Annotated in this window: 16 protein-coding genes and 1 tRNA gene; 4 read left to right on the top strand and 13 right to left on the bottom strand. The window is 41.6% G+C overall.

Features of this window, described 5'->3' with window-relative positions:
- Positions 1-8 precede the first annotated feature (8 nt).
- The 3 genes from lepA (at position 9) to acpP (ending at position 3,989) form a co-directional block, all read left to right on the top strand.
- Positions 9-1,823 (top strand): translation elongation factor 4, encoded by a 1,815-nt coding sequence (gene lepA / locus NA23_RS07760; RefSeq protein WP_033192109.1) that lies wholly within the window; start codon positions 9-11, stop codon positions 1,821-1,823.
- Positions 1,824-1,854: 31 nt separating this feature from the next.
- The gene (locus tag NA23_RS07755; protein ID WP_033192108.1) at positions 1,855-3,594 is read left to right on the top strand and encodes a M3 family oligoendopeptidase; all 1,740 of its coding nucleotides are present in this window, start codon (positions 1,855-1,857) and stop codon (positions 3,592-3,594) included.
- A 143-nt stretch (positions 3,595-3,737) separates the two neighbouring features.
- Positions 3,738-3,989 (top strand): acyl carrier protein, encoded by a 252-nt coding sequence (gene acpP, locus NA23_RS07750; protein ID WP_033192107.1) that lies wholly within the window; start codon positions 3,738-3,740, stop codon positions 3,987-3,989.
- Between the two features lie 46 nt (positions 3,990-4,035).
- On the opposite strand, the gene NA23_RS07745 is transcribed toward acpP, so the two are convergent.
- The 6 genes from NA23_RS07745 to nadE are packed head-to-tail and all read right to left on the bottom strand — an operon-like array spanning position 4,036 to position 10,818.
- Entirely contained in the window at positions 4,036-4,890 is an 855-nt protein-coding gene (locus NA23_RS07745) for a type I phosphomannose isomerase catalytic subunit (protein ID WP_033192106.1), read from the bottom strand.
- 27 nt (positions 4,891-4,917) lie between these two features.
- Positions 4,918-6,303 (bottom strand): flagellar assembly protein A, encoded by a 1,386-nt coding sequence (locus NA23_RS07740; RefSeq protein ID WP_033192105.1) that lies wholly within the window; start codon positions 6,301-6,303, stop codon positions 4,918-4,920.
- A gap of 47 nt (positions 6,304-6,350) precedes the next feature.
- The gene (panD, locus tag NA23_RS07735; protein ID WP_033192104.1) at positions 6,351-6,704 is read right to left on the bottom strand and encodes an aspartate 1-decarboxylase; all 354 of its coding nucleotides are present in this window, start codon (positions 6,702-6,704) and stop codon (positions 6,351-6,353) included.
- Positions 6,705-6,733: 29 nt separating this feature from the next.
- Positions 6,734-9,466 (bottom strand): sensor histidine kinase, encoded by a 2,733-nt coding sequence (locus NA23_RS07730; RefSeq protein WP_033192103.1) that lies wholly within the window; start codon positions 9,464-9,466, stop codon positions 6,734-6,736.
- Positions 9,456-9,971, bottom strand: coding sequence for a Mut7-C RNAse domain-containing protein (locus tag NA23_RS07725; RefSeq protein WP_033192102.1), 516 nt, complete (start codon positions 9,969-9,971; stop codon positions 9,456-9,458). Before NA23_RS07725 ends, NA23_RS07730 begins: the two co-directional genes overlap by 11 nt.
- Positions 9,958-10,818, bottom strand: a complete 861-nt coding sequence (gene nadE / locus NA23_RS07720) for an NAD(+) synthase (protein WP_033192101.1) — start codon at positions 10,816-10,818, stop codon at positions 9,958-9,960. The genes NA23_RS07725 and nadE overlap by 14 nt, the downstream gene beginning before the upstream one ends.
- A 127-nt stretch (positions 10,819-10,945) precedes the next feature.
- Here nadE and NA23_RS07715 point away from each other — a divergent pair, with 127 nt between their 5' ends.
- Positions 10,946-11,326 (top strand): hypothetical protein, encoded by a 381-nt coding sequence (locus NA23_RS07715; RefSeq protein WP_033192100.1) that lies wholly within the window; start codon positions 10,946-10,948, stop codon positions 11,324-11,326.
- Between the two features lie 20 nt (positions 11,327-11,346).
- Here NA23_RS07715 and coaE read toward each other — a convergent pair whose 3' ends face one another.
- From coaE to NA23_RS07680, 7 genes are all read right to left on the bottom strand, one after another.
- Positions 11,347-11,880 carry a dephospho-CoA kinase gene (coaE, locus tag NA23_RS07710; RefSeq protein ID WP_033192099.1) on the bottom strand — a complete coding sequence of 178 codons (534 nt, stop codon included), beginning with the start codon at positions 11,878-11,880 and terminating at the stop codon, positions 11,347-11,349.
- 15 nt (positions 11,881-11,895) lie between these two features.
- On the bottom strand, positions 11,896-12,114 hold the full coding sequence (locus NA23_RS07705; RefSeq protein WP_033192701.1) for a hypothetical protein: 219 nt from the start codon (positions 12,112-12,114) through the stop codon (positions 11,896-11,898).
- On the bottom strand, positions 12,114-13,475 hold the full coding sequence (locus NA23_RS07700; RefSeq protein ID WP_033192098.1) for a glucose-6-phosphate isomerase: 1,362 nt from the start codon (positions 13,473-13,475) through the stop codon (positions 12,114-12,116). Before NA23_RS07700 ends, NA23_RS07705 begins: the two co-directional genes overlap by 1 nt.
- Positions 13,476-13,596: 121 nt before the next feature.
- The gene (locus tag NA23_RS07695) at positions 13,597-14,109 is read right to left on the bottom strand and encodes an adenine phosphoribosyltransferase (RefSeq protein ID WP_033192700.1); all 513 of its coding nucleotides are present in this window, start codon (positions 14,107-14,109) and stop codon (positions 13,597-13,599) included.
- Positions 14,110-14,153: 44 nt separating this feature from the next.
- Entirely contained in the window at positions 14,154-15,095 is a 942-nt protein-coding gene (locus NA23_RS07690) for an inorganic phosphate transporter (protein ID WP_033192097.1), read from the bottom strand.
- 201 nt (positions 15,096-15,296) lie between these two features.
- Positions 15,297-15,373 (bottom strand) — tRNA-Thr (locus tag NA23_RS07685).
- 88 nt (positions 15,374-15,461) lie between these two features.
- Positions 15,462-15,848, bottom strand: coding sequence for a DUF1292 domain-containing protein (locus tag NA23_RS07680; RefSeq protein ID WP_033192096.1), 387 nt, complete (start codon positions 15,846-15,848; stop codon positions 15,462-15,464).
- Between the last annotated feature and the right edge of the window lie 131 nt (positions 15,849-15,979).

The raw sequence follows: 15,979 nt of genomic DNA, 5'->3' as shown, positions 1-15,979 counted from the left end.
GAAAGTAGATGAGAAAGGTAGAGAACGTAAGGAATATTTGTATTATCGCACATATCGACCACGGTAAGACGACGTTGACCGATAGAATTTTGGAGATGACGAATGCCGTTGAGAAGCGCAAGATGAGAGAGCAGTATTTGGATAGTATGGATATTGAGCGAGAGCGCGGGATAACGATAAAGTCGCATCCGCTTAGGGTGTTTTACAAGTCAGACGATGGGAATGAGTATGAGATCAATATCGTCGACACCCCAGGGCACGTGGATTTTTCGTACGAAGTAGACAGGAGTATGGCAGCTGTTGAGGGTGCGATCTTGCTTGTTGATGCAACTCAAGGAGTCCAAGCTCAGACGGTTGCGAATACGTACAAGGCACTGGAACATAGCTTGGAGATAATTCCTGCGGTGAATAAGATAGATATGCCAAATGCGAATATAGAGGAAACGGTTGCTGAGATTGAAGATCTGATAGGTATCCCGGGTGAGGATGTTTTTAGAATCAGCGCAAAGGAAGGTATTGGTGTAAAGGAGCTGATTGAGGCTGTTATTAGGTTGGTTCCACCACCAAAGACGTCCGATGATGGGCATTTGAGGGCGTTGATTTTTGATGCAAAGTACGACAAGTACCGTGGTGCGATTGCGTATGTGAGGGTATTTGATGGAGAGATAAAGGCGCAAGATAAGATAATGATGATGTCTTCGGGCGAGGTGTACGAGGTTGTTGAGGTTGGAACGTTTACGCCCGATATGGTTCCTGTTGATGTTTTGAAGGCTGGAGATATTGGATATGTCATTGCCGGATTGAAGGATGTTTCGAAGGCAAGAATTGGTGATACAATTACCAAACCTGATAATCCAGCCCCAGAGCCATTACCAGGTTACAAAGAGGTCAAGCCGATGGTTTACGCAGGTATGTATCCCGGTTTGCCCGAGTACTATGAAGAGCTAAGGAAAGCTCTGGAAAAGTACAAGTTGAACGATGCAGCGCTGGTTTTTAAACCGGACCATTCACCTGCACTGGGATTTGGTTTTAGGTGTGGATTTTTGGGACTTTTGCATATGGATGTTGTGAGGGAAAGGCTTGAAAGGGAATTCGACATGGCTGTTATATTGACCGCACCGAACGTTGAGTACAAGGTTGTTACTCACAGCGGTGAGGAGGTCTTTATCAACGACCCAGCGAAGTTTCCTGAAGAAGGTGAGGTAAGGGAGATATACGAGCCTTACGTGAAGTTGTCGATAATCACTCCACCTGAATATATTGGAAAGTTGATGAATTTGGTGCAAAATGAAAAGCGCGGGACGTTGGTTTCAACAGAGAATGCTGGTCATGAGCGTGTTGTGATGCACTTTGAGGTTCCGCTTGCCGAGATTATTTTTGATTTCTTTGATAAGATGAAGGCGGTTAGCCGAGGATATGCTTCGATGGACTATGAATTTCTTGAATACAGAAAGAGCGACCTTGTGAAGATTACTATATACGTAAACAAGGAACCTGTTGATGCACTTTCGTTCGTTGCACACAGGGAAAAGGCTTATACGATAGCAAGGAAGTTGGTCGATAAACTCGCAGAGCTTATTCCACAGCATCAGTTCGAGATACCGATTCAAGCGAAAGCCGGCGGTAGGTTCATTGCGAGGTCAACTGTTAAGGCACTTAGAAAGGACGTTCTTGCAAAGTGTTACGGCGGGGACGTTACCAGAAAGATGAAGCTATTGGAAAAACAGAAGGAAGGTAAGAAGAAACTCAGGGAAATAGGCAACGTGACGATTCCTCAGGAAGCGTTCCTTGCGATGCTTAGAATCGGCGAGGAAGAGGAATAAAGTTTTTGATATTCTGATAGGGGGGATTACTTTGGAGTGGAAACTTGAACAGCTGTTTGAAAACGATGAAGCTGCAATAGAAAATGCAAGGGTGCAACTGGAAGAGGTTAAAAGAATTGCAAGTGAAATAGAGCGTGAAAATGCTCCGGAAAGGTTAGCGAAGTTGATTAGGGATTTTGAGGAGCATATGGATGAATTCGCGAAATCCATCCAGTACGCGTGGATGAGGTATTCGATTGATACTGAGAGTGCTGAGAGTCAGAAAGTTTTGGGCGTTATCCAGCAGTTGGCTTCGCAAGTACACGAACAGGATGCGATTGTAGAGGTTAAATTGGCAGCTTTGGACGATTCAGCCCTTGAAGAGGTAATCAAATTCGACGATAATTACGAACACTTGATAAGACGCATCATTGAGAGAAGAAAGCACCTTCTTTCAAAAGATGCAGAGCAAGTGCTTGCGCTCACTTCGGTTTCAAGAAGGGACGGGATTGCTAAGATACACAGCCGTCTGGAGAGTTCTTATACATTCGAGCTGGAGGTTGACGGTGAGAAAAAGGTTCTTACCGTGGAAGAGATAAAGGCACTGAGAAGGTCTACTAATAGTGACTTACGTAAGCGTGCGATGCGGGTGTTTTTTGAAAGGTTTAAGGAAGATTCGATAGTGATGACGGAAGTTTACAACCTCGTAGTGAAAGATTACGATACGGAAAGTAGGCTTAGAAGGTTTCCAAAACCTATCTCGATGATGAATTTTGCAAATGAAGTGAGTGATGAGGTTGTTGATAGGCTTATTGCTGTGACGAACGAGAAGACGGAAATTCTAAGGAAGTACTACGACTGGAAGTCCAAGATGCTGGGTGAAAAGCTGACTTTGGCGGATGTGTATGCTCCGATTTCGAATAAGAAAAGGGAATTCACTTTTGAAGAAGCGAGGGATATAATACTTGAGTCTTACTATGCGTTTGATGAAAAAGCTGGCAGTGTTGTTGATGGATTTTTCAAGGAAGAGCGGATAGATTTGTACCCGAGAAAAGGGAAAGTGAGCGGAGCTTATTGTATATACTCTACGACAAAGCTTCCACCGTACGTACTGACAAATTTCACGAATAACATGTACGATGTTATGACACTTGCTCACGAACTTGGTCATGGATTGCACGGCATGTTGTCCAGAAAGCAGACGTTTTTCAACCACGACACACCTCTTACACTTGCCGAACTCGCTTCCGTGTTTGGGGAGTTTTTGGTATTCGACAATCTTAAGAGGAAGTTATCAAAGGAAGAGAAGATGGCACTGATAGCTTCAAAGATAGAAGATATCTTTGCCACAACGTTTAGGCAGAACATGTTTACAAACTTTGAGATTAGAGCGCACGAGTTGATAAGCAAGAATGGGTACGCAGGTTGGGATGAGCTGAGTGGAATATACCACGAGGAACTTGAGAGAGTCTTTGGAAATGTTGTCGAGATTCCGGAATGGTACAACCATGAATGGTCTTCGATACCACACATTTACGAAACTCCGTTCTATGTATACGCGTACAATTTCGCTCAGTGTTTGGTTATCGCTTTGTATCAGAAATACTTAGAGGAAGGAAAAGCGTTTGTAGGCAAATATTTGCAGCTTTTGGAGAGTGGAGGAAGGCATTCTCCGGAAGAACTGCTTGAAAAAGTGGGAATAGACGTGAGTAAAGAAGGATTTTGGGAGAATGCTTTCGAATTCGTAGATGGACTTGTCGAAGAACTAATCGGTATGGGAAATGAGCAATAGAATATTGACAAAGGCGATGTGTTTGATTAAAATATACCAAGAAAATTCGTTCTCTTTTTTGGAAAGTTGTCTTGGAGCTTTGTCGAGTTTTGTGATCAGTCAGAATATTCCAAAAATATTCGTAGGTTAGGAGGGAGCAAAATATGGAGAGAGAAGAACTTTTCAAAAAGGTTGCGGAAATTATTTCCGAAAAGCTTAACGTTCCTATCGAAGATATCGAGGAAGACAGTCATCTGATTGAAGACCTCGGAGCAGATTCTCTTGATGCTTTTGATTTGGTTATGGTCTTTGAGGACGAATTTGGAATCAAGCTCGAGGACGATGAGATTGAAAAGTTAATGACGGTAAAAGATATAGTTGATTTGCTGCAAGAGAAGTTGAAAGACAGAGAGTAAGTTAAGAAGCTGAAAATCAAGGCGGGCAACGTGCCCGCTTTGTTTTTTAGAGTGAGACAAAATTTGTTATGAAGAGTCCATCACCGAACATCTTGAGTTGAGATTTGTCTGATTTGTTGTTTTCGTTGATTATTAATGTAGCATGGTAGTCTTTTGAGATTTCAAAGGGTATGTGCACCATGATTTTATTTTCGTCTATGTCGATATGAGATAGATATTTTTTCATGTAAAAGTACGGTGTTTTGAGTGAATCGGTACTTTCAAAGACGATCTCACTCAATGAGATACTTTTACTAGCTTGTAAAGCTTTTTCTAAGTGTGTTTCCCTCGGTCTGCCCCAGTCGTATATGCGGTAAGTCAAATCGGATGATTGCTGGACTTCGATAACAGTGCTGTTGGGACCAAGTGCGTGGACAGTACCAGCTGGGATGTTTACAAAAGTGCCTTTTTTAACCTTCACAAAGGTGAGTGCTTCATTAAGATGATTAATACGCCCAGAATTTATGTATTCTTTCATTTTTTCCACATCTTCGCACACGGCAAATTCTCCATCTGTTAAGAAGTACCATGCCTCACTTTTTCCCCACGGTTCGTTTTCCACGTTGCGCGCAAAAGAGTCATCTGGGTGAACTTGAACACTGAGCCATTGATTTGTGGAAACGAGTTTGATTAAAATAGGAAAGCGAGGATATTTGTTGTTGTACAGGTTCTGTCCAAATTGGTTAATCGTTAAACCGGTTTCCAAGATGGTTTCGTACAATGGATGGCCGGAAAGAAGCCAGATTTCTCCAATTGGTTGAGTTGTTTCGGATACTGGAAGGTCGAATTTTTTGTTTAGTTCAGAATTCCCCCAGACCATTGGGCGGAATTTTGGAAGGATTTTTACTAATCGCAAAGACATATGAAACCTCCTGTTATTCAAATACTATCAAGTTCCAGAATAGCCACCGGCAACAACTTTTCCGTCCTCGTATCTCAAGACGACTTTCGGAAGAGGTCTGTCTGCTAAATATTTTGCATCGTGAATGTAGACTTCGACTCCGGGATAAAGCATTTTTCGTGCTACTATCTCACAATGGTATCGCATTTCCGAGATTTTTTTTTCCAGTTCTTGCTTTCTTTGTAAATTCTTTTCGAGTTGTTCACGCAAGTTGATTAGGGTTCTTGCGGCTTTTGAAAATTGTTCCTCTTTGTCTGGTGTGAGTTTAGCTCCTCGTTCTTTTAATTCTTTGTACTGCTTGACTATGTTGACAAGTTTTTGAATGCTTGTTCGGTCAATTTCAATTTGAGTGTTGACTAGTTTAAGCTCCTCTCTAAGGTATGGATTCACGCCAACTTCGAGATAGGTCTTGACACCGAAGTCCGAGCCCAATTCATCAGCTTCGATACGCGTCGAAGCGATGCATTCGCCACCTATGATCGCACTACTTCTTCCCTGTCCAATAACGGCATTTGTAACTCGAACCATGCAGTTGAGTAAATTGGACTCGAAATAGAGATTTTCACATTCTATCGTTACAGATTCGGCGTATTTGACGTGTACGTTCTTTTTTGCTTTGATCAACCCTTTATCTTTTCCTTTCGCTCCTGTGAGTTTGATACTGCCTTCCAAGGAAATTATCGTAGAGGCTTCCGCTACCCCCTGTATCTCGATATCACCTCTTGCCCTAACTATGAACCCTGGCTTTACATCGCCCTTGACGAAAACAACACCGGGGAATTCAATATTACCGGTCGCGTAGTCAACGTTTCCTTCTATTTCCAAGTATTCACTTACTTCAACGACACCTTTTTCTGGATCTACTTTCAGTATACCATCCGAAGTAGCTATTATGTGAGCCCCATCTTCGCTCAGTGCGACGTTTTTTCCCAGTACAACTTTTGCTTCATTGCCAGGCTTTGCTGGAACAGGTTCGCCGTACACATTTCTTCCAGGAACGCCTTCAGTAGGCGGATAAACGGTTGCTATTTTTTGACCCTTTTTGACGATGATTCTTTTTTGGACGGGGAATTCCCTGAAGTCAACACGGTTACCAGATGTGGTAAATGAAGGCTTGTGTTGAAAAACTTCGAATACAATTCTGCCGTCTTCTCCATTTTTTGGTTCATCGCCTTTTGCAAATAGAATTGGTGTATTTTCAACTGGATTTTCACACAGGTGTTTGAGTGCAGCAATGTCAATGTTGTGCACTATCTTGGCATTTCTTATTTCTTCCATCAATTTTTCGAGAGTGACCTGTTCTCCGGGCAGTATGTTCGATATTTTGATATATGCCTCCATCTTGTCCGGTGTTGTGGAGATGTTTACAACCATCGGTATCCCCCTTGGATTTGTTGGAGTCTATATTGTGACGCGTTTCTTTATTTCTTTACTTCTTTTACGCTATTATCTGGGTTGAGAATTATTACTTTGGGTCCAGGATATTCTTCCGGGTTGTACAAAGCAAAGGCCATGATGATTATCCGGTCACCTTTTTCAACAAGTCTTGCGGCTGCCCCGTTCAATGAAATTTTCTTTGACCCTCGTGGTTCGGGGATAACGTATGTGACCAGCCTGTTACCGTTGTTTACGTCGGATACCAATACCATCTCGTTAACTTTTATTCCTGCCAATTCTAATAGTTCTTCATCAATACCGATACTTCCTTCGTATTCTATTTCTTTCTCTGTTACCGTAGCCATATGGATTTTGGCTTTCAGCATGAATTCCATCATGTGTGTTCCTCCTTTTATTTTTGTTCTTTCTATTTTTCTTCATTATCTGGAGTGATTTCTGGTTTCGGCAGCTCAACTACAAATCTATTACCATCCTCCGTTGCCTCATGGTAGATTTTTCCTTTATGCTCATCTTCAACGATTTTTTTACAGATAGCCAATCCCAGGCCTGTGCCCTGGACTTTGGTTGTAAAGAACGGGGTGAAAAGCTTTTCAGCGGTCTCTTTATCGATAGGTGTTCCCTCGTTCCATACAGACAACACGATTTTATCAAATTTGACGCGCGTTTCAACTAATATTTTACCATCTTTTGGAGTTGCTTCAATTGCGTTTTGAAGAAGATTGATTACAACCTGTTTCATCCTTGAATATTCAGCATACACGATGATTTCTTCGGCATCTGTTTCGAACGTGAAAAGGATGTTTTTCTCACGAATTTTTTCATCGAGCAATATGTAAACGTCATTGACAAGTTTGTTTAGATTGAAATACCTAAACTCAAGTGACCGTGGCTCACGGCTAAAGTCGAGAATCTCATTTACTATTTGTTCTAATCGCAGTATCTCATCCGCAATAATCTTTATGTATCTGTTTCTTGCTTCAGGATTATCAACGTTTTTCTCAAGTCTTTTGATGAATCCTCCTAGCACTGAAACAGGATTTCTCAACTCGTGGGCTACCCTCGCAGCCATCTCACCAAGAGCGGCAAGTTTTTCTTGCTTTTTGCGTTCTTTTTCCAAATTAACACGCTCGGTGACGTCATCAAGTGTAATGATAACACCTCTTAGCATGAGCTTGTCGGCATCCCAGAACGGTGTAATTTTTACATCGTAGTATCGTTCTCGGCCACCGGTTTGGATAAGGTAGTTGCTTAGTGTGATTTCTTCTTTGATTTTCATACTTTGGATGGCCATCTCTTCGATATCTTCGAATTCAGAACCAAGAGTTCTAAGCTCAACGCCGGTCATCTGCTCTTTTGGACGGTTGAAGTAGACTTCTGCACGTTTATTCCATTCTGTTACCTTGCCTTCTTTATCAATAACGATAATTGCGGAGGACATGTTCTGCAAGATGGAATCAGAGAATTCTCTAAGGTATTCTATAAGGCTCTTTTGGCGTTCCAGCGAAATCGTTTTGTTTCTAAGCTCTTCGTAGTTTTGAGCAGTTTCAATTGCCAAACCGGCGCTATCTGACAAGATTTTTAGGATATCAATGTCGCTTTCTTTAATGCGCTTTTTTGTGAAGTAGTTGTCAACGATTACGACGCCAAAGACACCTTCTCTTCCAACGAGAGGGAATGCAGCGAATTCCTTTGTTCCCAACAAGTTTACTAAATCAGCAGCCTCTAATCCCATTGTATCGATAATTCTTTCGTTTGCAACGAATATTTTCTTCCTCACCACACATTTTTCAAGTATCGGATGCGCTTTGTATGGGAATATCCTATTCTCGATCTGCTGAGTGAGCTTGTTGTTGATCTCTAGAGTCATTGCTTCTTCGCGCAGATATTGAACGACGTCGGCGTATCGCATTGCTCTGAGATTGGCTTTTTTCCAGTCTTCTTCAACATTCTCCGTATCAGGTCCCAGCCACATCTTACCAATCAAAACGTCTCGCTGCCCGTCGTATGTTAGCAATAACGCACGGTTGTAACCAAGTAATCTTCCGGATGTTAGACCAAGCAAAAGAGTCTTGTAGACGTTCTTCACACTGTACATTGTCCGCATAGCTTGGCTGATGTAGTGTACAGCGTTCATTCTTTTGATTTGTTCTTTTTGGTCTTCTATGAGTGCTTCGTGCATTTTTTGAAGCTCTCTTAATTTTGCGACCTCTTCCTCCAGCTTTTGTTCAAATTCTATACGCCCTTTAGCAAGTAAAAATCGTTTAACCGAATCGCGCGCGAGGTCTAAATCCATCGAATCAAAAGATTTAGTCTGTAAGTAAATTTCTTTGCTTTTCTTATTAGCAAAGATGAACCAGTAGTCACCGCCAGGAACGATGAGAGCGGAAAGGACTTTTGTGGAAAATAGTTCGCTCAGTCCGTCGGGTTTGTAGACGATTTTTTCCATACCTTTGAAATAGCGCATCGCTTCATCAGTAAGTTTCGAAATATCCAAATTCTTGTGTACAAATCGTGACGTTTGGCTATCGTAAATTATTATGTTAAGTCCTTCGTCAGAGCTCTCTGAGAAATTCAGAACGGCGGTTATCTCTGCTTCAATGATTTCAGAAATCACCTTTACAAATCCATCCAAAAGCTCTTCATGCGACTTGGCGGATTCGAACAAATTTGTAAGCATCCACAAGGAACGGTACTTGGAAAGGTAGCTCTTCGATTTTTCGTACGATGGAATAAACCACAAACTGTACGCAAGGAAGTCTACGATTTCGGCAAAGTTCGCCATCTTTTTTGGAATTTGGTTTGTCATCACGATTCCGACTTTTTCATCACCAGTTTCCGGGGTGTTGTGGATGAGCTGTTCAACGTATGCATCTACGGTTATTCCATCTTTAAGCTTTAAGGTGAGCTTTGAGAGTGAATTTCTATCACCTATTTCTGATACTGGTACTTTAGTTTGAAGGGGAAGGAAATTACTTATGAGAACTCTGTAAATGTCTTTGGATTTTTCATAAATGGCGACCGATATTTTGTCAACGCCAACGAATTCGGCCAATAAGTTTGCCGTATTCTCTGCTTCTGTTGAGTATTTATCTTTCTCAAATATCTCGGTTAATGCATAGCAGATCTTCTTACCTATCATTGTTCTCACCTCGCATGTCTGTTTCTTTTCTTCGGAGCGTTTGCTGTTTTAAGTTCTGAAGATGTGCTAGATGCGTTCCTTGCCAATACACCTTTCCGCATTTTGGACATCTTTTGAACTTTTCAACAGTTTCAAAGATGTATATTGGGACTTTGTCGATTACTTCTTCTTTAGAGCAATCTTCCAATACTTCGTTGCAGTTTACGCAACGAGCAGCTGTTCTTGTTATTTCTATGTTCAAGCTTTTCAGGATTGCAAATAGTTCAATAACCTGTTCGGATACCCTATTTTTCGTGACGAGTATCCCGCCAAAGGTATTAGCAAGGTTTCTTGATTTTGTGATAAGTCTTCGCGATGTCTGTCTTATGATTTCACCGATCTCATCAACTCTTATGGACCTTGTTATCTCAGTGTCAAATCCCAGGATTCTCAATTTCTTTCCCAGCTTTACAACGGTCAGATCACAGAGAAATCTCAGTTCATTGCTATCATTATGCTTGCACATCTTCGATTCCCAGCGATTTGAGTTCTCGATGTTTGGCTAATTCCAACAAGGTCTTAACTCTCTTTGCTTTTTCCGTATCCACATCGATACCTGTATCTAATTTCATGAGAATATCGTCTATTTCAGGGTAGGTTAAACCAAAGGCTTCTTCGTCCGTTAGACCAGGAATTAGGTCTGGTGTTGGGGGTTTTTGAATTATCTTTTCTGGTACGCCCAGATATTTCGCCAGTGCGTAGACCTGCGTTTTGTAAAGGTGTTTGATCGGTTCAATATCGACGGAATCATCACCCCATTTGACATACAGGCCAAGTGCAAGTTCTGTCTTGTTAGTAGTTCCCACCACGCAGTATCCCAGTTTCTCAGCTTCGAAATACAATTTGCACATCCTCACCCTGTGTTTTGCCCTGTAGTATGCAATGCCTTTCAAGAACAATTCGTCACCTTCATTTCTAAGGTCCATGGAGTACGGATCTGGGTACCTTTGCCATCTTTTCTTTGCATAACTTGCTTTCACCTTCTCCGGTATGAATAATGCGGGTGGGAAGAGTTTGTAAACTCCCATAGCACGCAGTACGTGGGCAATAGATATGATCTTGTATTCAACGTCAAAGTGTTTGCAAACCATTTCTGCATCTTTTGTACTGGATTTCGAACTGTCACGTTCCGGAAGAATGAATGCCTTTACCTTATCGCGGCCTAATGCTTTCACAAGCAGAGCTAAAACGACGGCAGAATCGAGTCCGCCACTGACACCTATCACTGCACCTCTGAAGTTGTATTTTTTTATTGTTGAATTTATAAAGCCGACGATCTTTTCAGTTTCAATGGATGGGTCGAAAGTAAACATGCACATCGCCTCGATTACCACCGGATTGTTTACCAAGTACACTTTTTTCTATTAATATTTTAGCACATTTCGGTGAAATATGTTAAAATATATAGGATAACGATTCTGTGTAAAGGGAAGGGTAGTTATGCTCTTAGCTGAATTGATTGTCAAGATATTGGTTGTTTCATTGATAGAGTCTTATGCTACGTTCTATCTTCTGTTCCCAAACTTTTCAGTAGGGGCGTTGCCGGTGATATTTGTGGTGATCACCTTTTTTATAACGGGTTTGGGAACGAGAATGAAAGAATTGTTGACGGTGGCAGTCGTTTCACCGATAGTTTCGTTTTTCATCCTTCAGATACTCGCTTTTGTTAATTTTAAACAGTACACGACGTATCAAATCTTGCTGACGGTTCTGGCAAGAGGAGCAGTTGGGTTTGGAGTTGCTTGGATGTTGGTTGGGGTTGTGATCGGGAGTGTAGCGAATTTGTTGTTCTCAAAGGGGAATGGGAATAAGGAATACTGAGGTTGAAAAAAGCGAAGGGACTAACCCTTCGCTTTTATTTGTTGGTATATTTTTTCAAGTTGCGCTTGCAGTTCTTCGGGTGATGAGTTGTTTTCAATAACTATACCTTCTGGCTCTATGTCGCTCTGTCTTTCAAGAATCTCTTCTATTAAATCTTCATCGTATCTTTCTTTCAGCCTTTCTTTTATAACTTTCTTATCGCAGACCACCGTAATTGTGATATCACAGCAGTCTATTCCCAACCTACGCTTGATTGCGGCTTCGATAACGATATCTTTTCCTTTTCTTGTTTCCAACTCGTCTTTTAGCAATCGCATCATCGTTGGATGTACAATGCTTTCGAGTAATTTGAGCTTTTGTGGATCTGCAAAGACGATTTTTGCTATTTCTTTTCTATCGCAGGTTCCAAAAGTTTGCTTTATATTCTCTTTGTTCATTTCAAATGCGATGTGTCCGAGCTTGTCCACGTTAATGTATTCGAAACCTCTTTGGGCGAAGAACTGTGAAACTGTGCTCTTACCGGTTGCTATCTTTCCGGTTACGCAGATTACCACGCTCGTTCACCAAGCTCAGATCAGTCGTTCACCAAGGTCCTGTTTCTCCATTTTTTCGTACTCTTCTTTACTGAGTACTACTAAGCTTATATCGTCATCTATACTTTTGGAAAGTTCAGAGATGGCTTGCTGCAAGTTCTTCTCGTCTTTAACAACGACGATGAATTCTTCGTCTCTCAAGAATACCGCTATAGGGTCGAATATGCTCTTAAGGATTTCTACATATTCTTTCATCATTCGACCTCAACTCTTTTCTGTGCACTGTCTGAATAGTTGTATTCTTCAAATCCCTGACGTCCCATCAAAGCGTAAGTTATCTTCTTTCCAAGTTCAACGCCAGGCTGGTCGTACGGGTTGATGTTGAACAAGTGACCAGCGATTACGGTTGCAAGCTCGTAGTACATTATGAATTGACCGATGTGGTATTCGTCGATTTTCGGGAATGTGACAGTTAACGAAGGTCGGCCGTGTTTGGCAAGTGCAAGTTGTGTGCCGAGTTGCTCGCTGTTGAGCAACATGGAAAGTTTCTTACCACCAAGGTAAGCGAGCTCTGGTTCGTTTTCGTGCAATTTTGGTATTAATATTTCTCTGTCAAACTGCTCTGTTCTGAGGAACGTTATTACTTTGTCGTCTGGACCTTCGTTGTAGAGCTGGACTTGGGAGTGCTGGTCGACTGCACCGAGAGCTTTCACCGGTGTCTGTCCTACATTTACTTTGTTTCCATCGTTATCGTACATCTTCCCAAGGCTTTCTGCCCACAGTTGCCTGTACCAATCGGCAAGATAATAAAGTCTGTTAGAATATGCCATCATCACCGATATGTTTCTCTTCTTCAAATAGTGCAGATAGTGTGTCACAGCGATCATTGCTGCCGGGTTTTCCCAAAGAGGTGATTTTATGGTCTTTTCATATGCATCCTTAGCCCCGATTATGAGTTCTTCAATATCAACTCCAGCTGCTTTAGCTGAGAGAAGTCCGACAGGCGTTAATACGCTGAACCTTCCCCCGACGTCTGGCGGGATTTCGAGCATTCTTATACCTTCCGCCCTACCGAGTCTTCTCAAGACACCTTTTTCTGGGTCTGTTGTGAAAATGAGGTGTTCTTTTGGGTCAAGACCGTACGATTCAAGTATGCTGCGCACAATTAGGTAGTTGGCCATGGGCTCTGCCGTGGTTCCGGATTTCGAGATGATGTTGAACAACGTGGTCTTTGGATTAACGCAGTCAAGAACAGAGGACAAGAAGTCCGGATCAACGTTGTCGACTACGAAAATTCTTAAGTATCCGTTTCGTTCATCCACACTCATCGAATTCCAGTTCGCAGGTCTTAGAGCGTTTTGAATTGCTATATTGCCGAGTGCGGAACCTCCAATCCCAAGTACGACGAGGTTGTCGAATGTGAATATGAAATCGCTCAGTTCATTGACTGAATCAACCCATTTTCGAGTAAGTACAGCATTAACAAAGCCCGGCTTGTTTTCATCGAGTTTTTTGAGAAATTCGTGTACTTTTTCAGAATACGAATCGATCTCCTCAGTATCAAGCCCGCCTTGCACGTTTTCCGCAAGCGTGTACGTGAAATCAAATTTTAGCACGAGTCACACCTCCACAACATTCATACGGTGCTTTTCTTTACTGTTTTCAGCGATGGATTGTTTCGTTGATTTGCTCCGATTGTTTTTGAAATTCGTCTTTATTTATATTATTATACTCGAATTAGTATTTAATTGGCGCAATTATCGGCAGGTTGTTGAGCAATCTTCTTGGATTCAGATAAGTGAGCTCAATTAAAAAAGCACTTGCGACAACTTCTCCTCCGACTTTTTCAACGAGCCTTTTCAGTGCCAAAGCTGTACCTCCTGTTGCAAGCACATCATCTACTATCAAGACTTTCTGACCTGGCTGAATTGCATCCTCATGGATGTGCAACTCTGCTTTTCCGTACTCCAGTTCGTATGTATCACTGACGGTTTTGTACGGAAGCTTTCCAGGTTTTCTAACAGGAACAAATCCCTTACCCAAAAGATACGCTATGGGAGCTCCGATGATGAATCCTCGGGCTTCTGGACAAACAACGAGGTCGAAATCGAATTTCTTAACTTCTTCGACTATAGTATCAACAGCATACTTAAATGCCTCTGGGTTTTTGATAAGCGGTGTTATGTCGCGGAATATAACCCCCTTTTGTGGAAAATCTGGAATGTCTCTGATGAATGACTTCAAGTCCATGTCCATATACACCTCCGTCTTTTTTCTATTTTCACGTATATATTCTACCACAAAAGTTTGTATATTGAATACATCAAAGCGGAGAATATTCCACCGTATAGTGGGGCTTCTATCCATGAGAAGAGTATCTTCTGAAATACCTTCGGATTCTGTAGCCTTGTACCTTTTGAATAGCCCACGCCAACCAAACTGCCAATTATCGCATGAGCCGGTGAAACTGGGAGTCCAACAAGTGAATAAAGCCAAATAGTTAAGGCTTGAGTTGCTACAGTCACCATGGCTGTGAAATCGTCAAGCGCAATCAATTCTCGTCCGAGCGTGTAGATTGTCTTTTTACTTAACAAAACTATCCCAGCACTTAACGACAATCCACCTATGAACAAGAGCAGATAAGAATTATAACCTCTCTGGTAGAGTATTCCAGTAATTTTTCCAACATCGTTTGCACCCATTGAGTATGCTCCGTAAATTGTAAAAAACCACAAGAAAACCCTCAGAATGTAGAACCTAACTTGCAAATTACGTATGCCTCTAAACATAGTCGATAAAACTTTCTGAAGGGTGAATCCAAGAATAAATGCCACAACGGGAGTTGAGAACCATCCTAAAACTATGTACAACAAAATCTGGGTATTGATATTCTTGAGCAGGATACCAACGCCGACGTTTGCTCCAATGATTGCTTGCGTCATAGAGATGGGAAGGCCTTTCCTTAGAAAGAAAAGTGTCACAACTGCTGCAGACAGATTAATTATAACCATCCCTGCTAAGTCAACCTTAACTATTCCGGAGGCTAACTTAAGACCGGGTTTACCCCCAAGAAAAGCCCCTATGATCACCACAATAGCGGCAATTGTTATTGCCTTTTTTGCTTTGAACACACCATTTCCAATAGTGACTCCTAATGTATTTCCTGCATCATTTCCACCCATTATTATTCCAAGAAATATTGAAGGTAAAAATAATAGAACATCGAGTACGTTCATTGTTTATAACTGCCCCCTCTTAGATTGCTCGTTTCTTGCTTATGTAAATGGTTATGGAAGACTATTATACTACGTGTTTTGTGGCGTTTGAACAACACTGATAGCCTAAATGATTTGGTTACAAGTGTTTTTTCGAGGGATATAAAAACAAAAGAGGGTACGTTTCACTTTTGTACCCTCTTTCGCAATTTTTCTCACTTTTGGAGCAGGCGGTGGGACTCGAACCCACACCCTCCTCCTTACCAAGGAGGCGCTCCACCGCTTGAAGCTACGCCTGCACCAGCTGAATTTTGGATTTTTGACCGAAGTCTATTTTACCAAATCTTCAGTGGTTGGTCAAGACTGTGAAGATGAGATTGAAAAAACTTACTGCTCGTCTTCTTCGTTTTCTTCGTCTTCTTCATCTAAATCGATGAAGAAGTCCTCTCCACCCATCATGTCTTCCCAAAGCTTTGCAACTTCGTTGAATTCTTCTTCACTCTGTATTGAGTCGAGGAAGACGTTACCTTCATCGTCTTCTGTTTTGATGAAAAGGTATGTATCTCCAAATTCGGAAACCTCATCATTTTCTACGAAGATTTCTTCACATACCCAGTATGTCTTTCCTTTGTTTTCAACTTCTCCTAAAAGAACAAAGTGATGTTCGTTACCTTCCTCGTCCATAAGAGTGAATGCGTCAATGTGGTCATGATCGTGTTCGTGATCATGATCGTGATCGTGATGATGGTGGTGATGGTGTTCGTGATCAAACATGTTAATCTCTCCTTCCTTAAAAAGATGAAAATACACGTTCATATGATACCACAGAATGAATTTTTTTATTTAAGTTTGAGTTAACATTACGTTTTGTTTGTCTTAATACACACTGCGCTTTTGTGGTCTAT

It is taken from the genome of Fervidobacterium islandicum (genome assembly GCF_000767275.3).
Lineage (GTDB): Bacteria > Thermotogota > Thermotogae > Thermotogales > Fervidobacteriaceae > Fervidobacterium > Fervidobacterium islandicum.
The sequence above is the reverse complement of the archived record's forward strand: the minus strand, read 5'-3'. Positions and strand labels throughout refer to the sequence as shown.

Coding starts and splice junctions, on each gene's coding strand:
- NA23_RS07740 (WP_033192105.1), bottom strand. CDS start 6,303: ATGGTTGTAAACATCTCCACAACACCGGACAAGATGGAGGCATATATC.
- NA23_RS07690 (WP_033192097.1), bottom strand. CDS start 15,095: ATGAACGTACTCGATGTTCTATTATTTTTACCTTCAATATTTCTTGGA.
- acpP (WP_033192107.1), top strand. CDS start 3,738: ATGGAGAGAGAAGAACTTTTCAAAAAGGTTGCGGAAATTATTTCCGAA.
- NA23_RS07695 (WP_033192700.1), bottom strand. CDS start 14,109: ATGGACTTGAAGTCATTCATCAGAGACATTCCAGATTTTCCACAAAAG.
- lepA (WP_033192109.1), top strand. CDS start 9: ATGAGAAAGGTAGAGAACGTAAGGAATATTTGTATTATCGCACATATC.
- NA23_RS07745 (WP_033192106.1), bottom strand. CDS start 4,890: ATGTCTTTGCGATTAGTAAAAATCCTTCCAAAATTCCGCCCAATGGTC.
- nadE (WP_033192101.1), bottom strand. CDS start 10,818: ATGTTTACTTTCGACCCATCCATTGAAACTGAAAAGATCGTCGGCTTT.
- NA23_RS07680 (WP_033192096.1), bottom strand. CDS start 15,848: ATGTTTGATCACGAACACCATCACCACCATCATCACGATCACGATCAT.
- NA23_RS07725 (WP_033192102.1), bottom strand. CDS start 9,971: ATGTGCAAGCATAATGATAGCAATGAACTGAGATTTCTCTGTGATCTG.
- NA23_RS07705 (WP_033192701.1), bottom strand. CDS start 12,114: ATGAAAGAATATGTAGAAATCCTTAAGAGCATATTCGACCCTATAGCG.
- panD (WP_033192104.1), bottom strand. CDS start 6,704: ATGATGGAATTCATGCTGAAAGCCAAAATCCATATGGCTACGGTAACA.
- NA23_RS07730 (WP_033192103.1), bottom strand. CDS start 9,466: ATGATAGGTAAGAAGATCTGCTATGCATTAACCGAGATATTTGAGAAA.
- NA23_RS07715 (WP_033192100.1), top strand. CDS start 10,946: ATGCTCTTAGCTGAATTGATTGTCAAGATATTGGTTGTTTCATTGATA.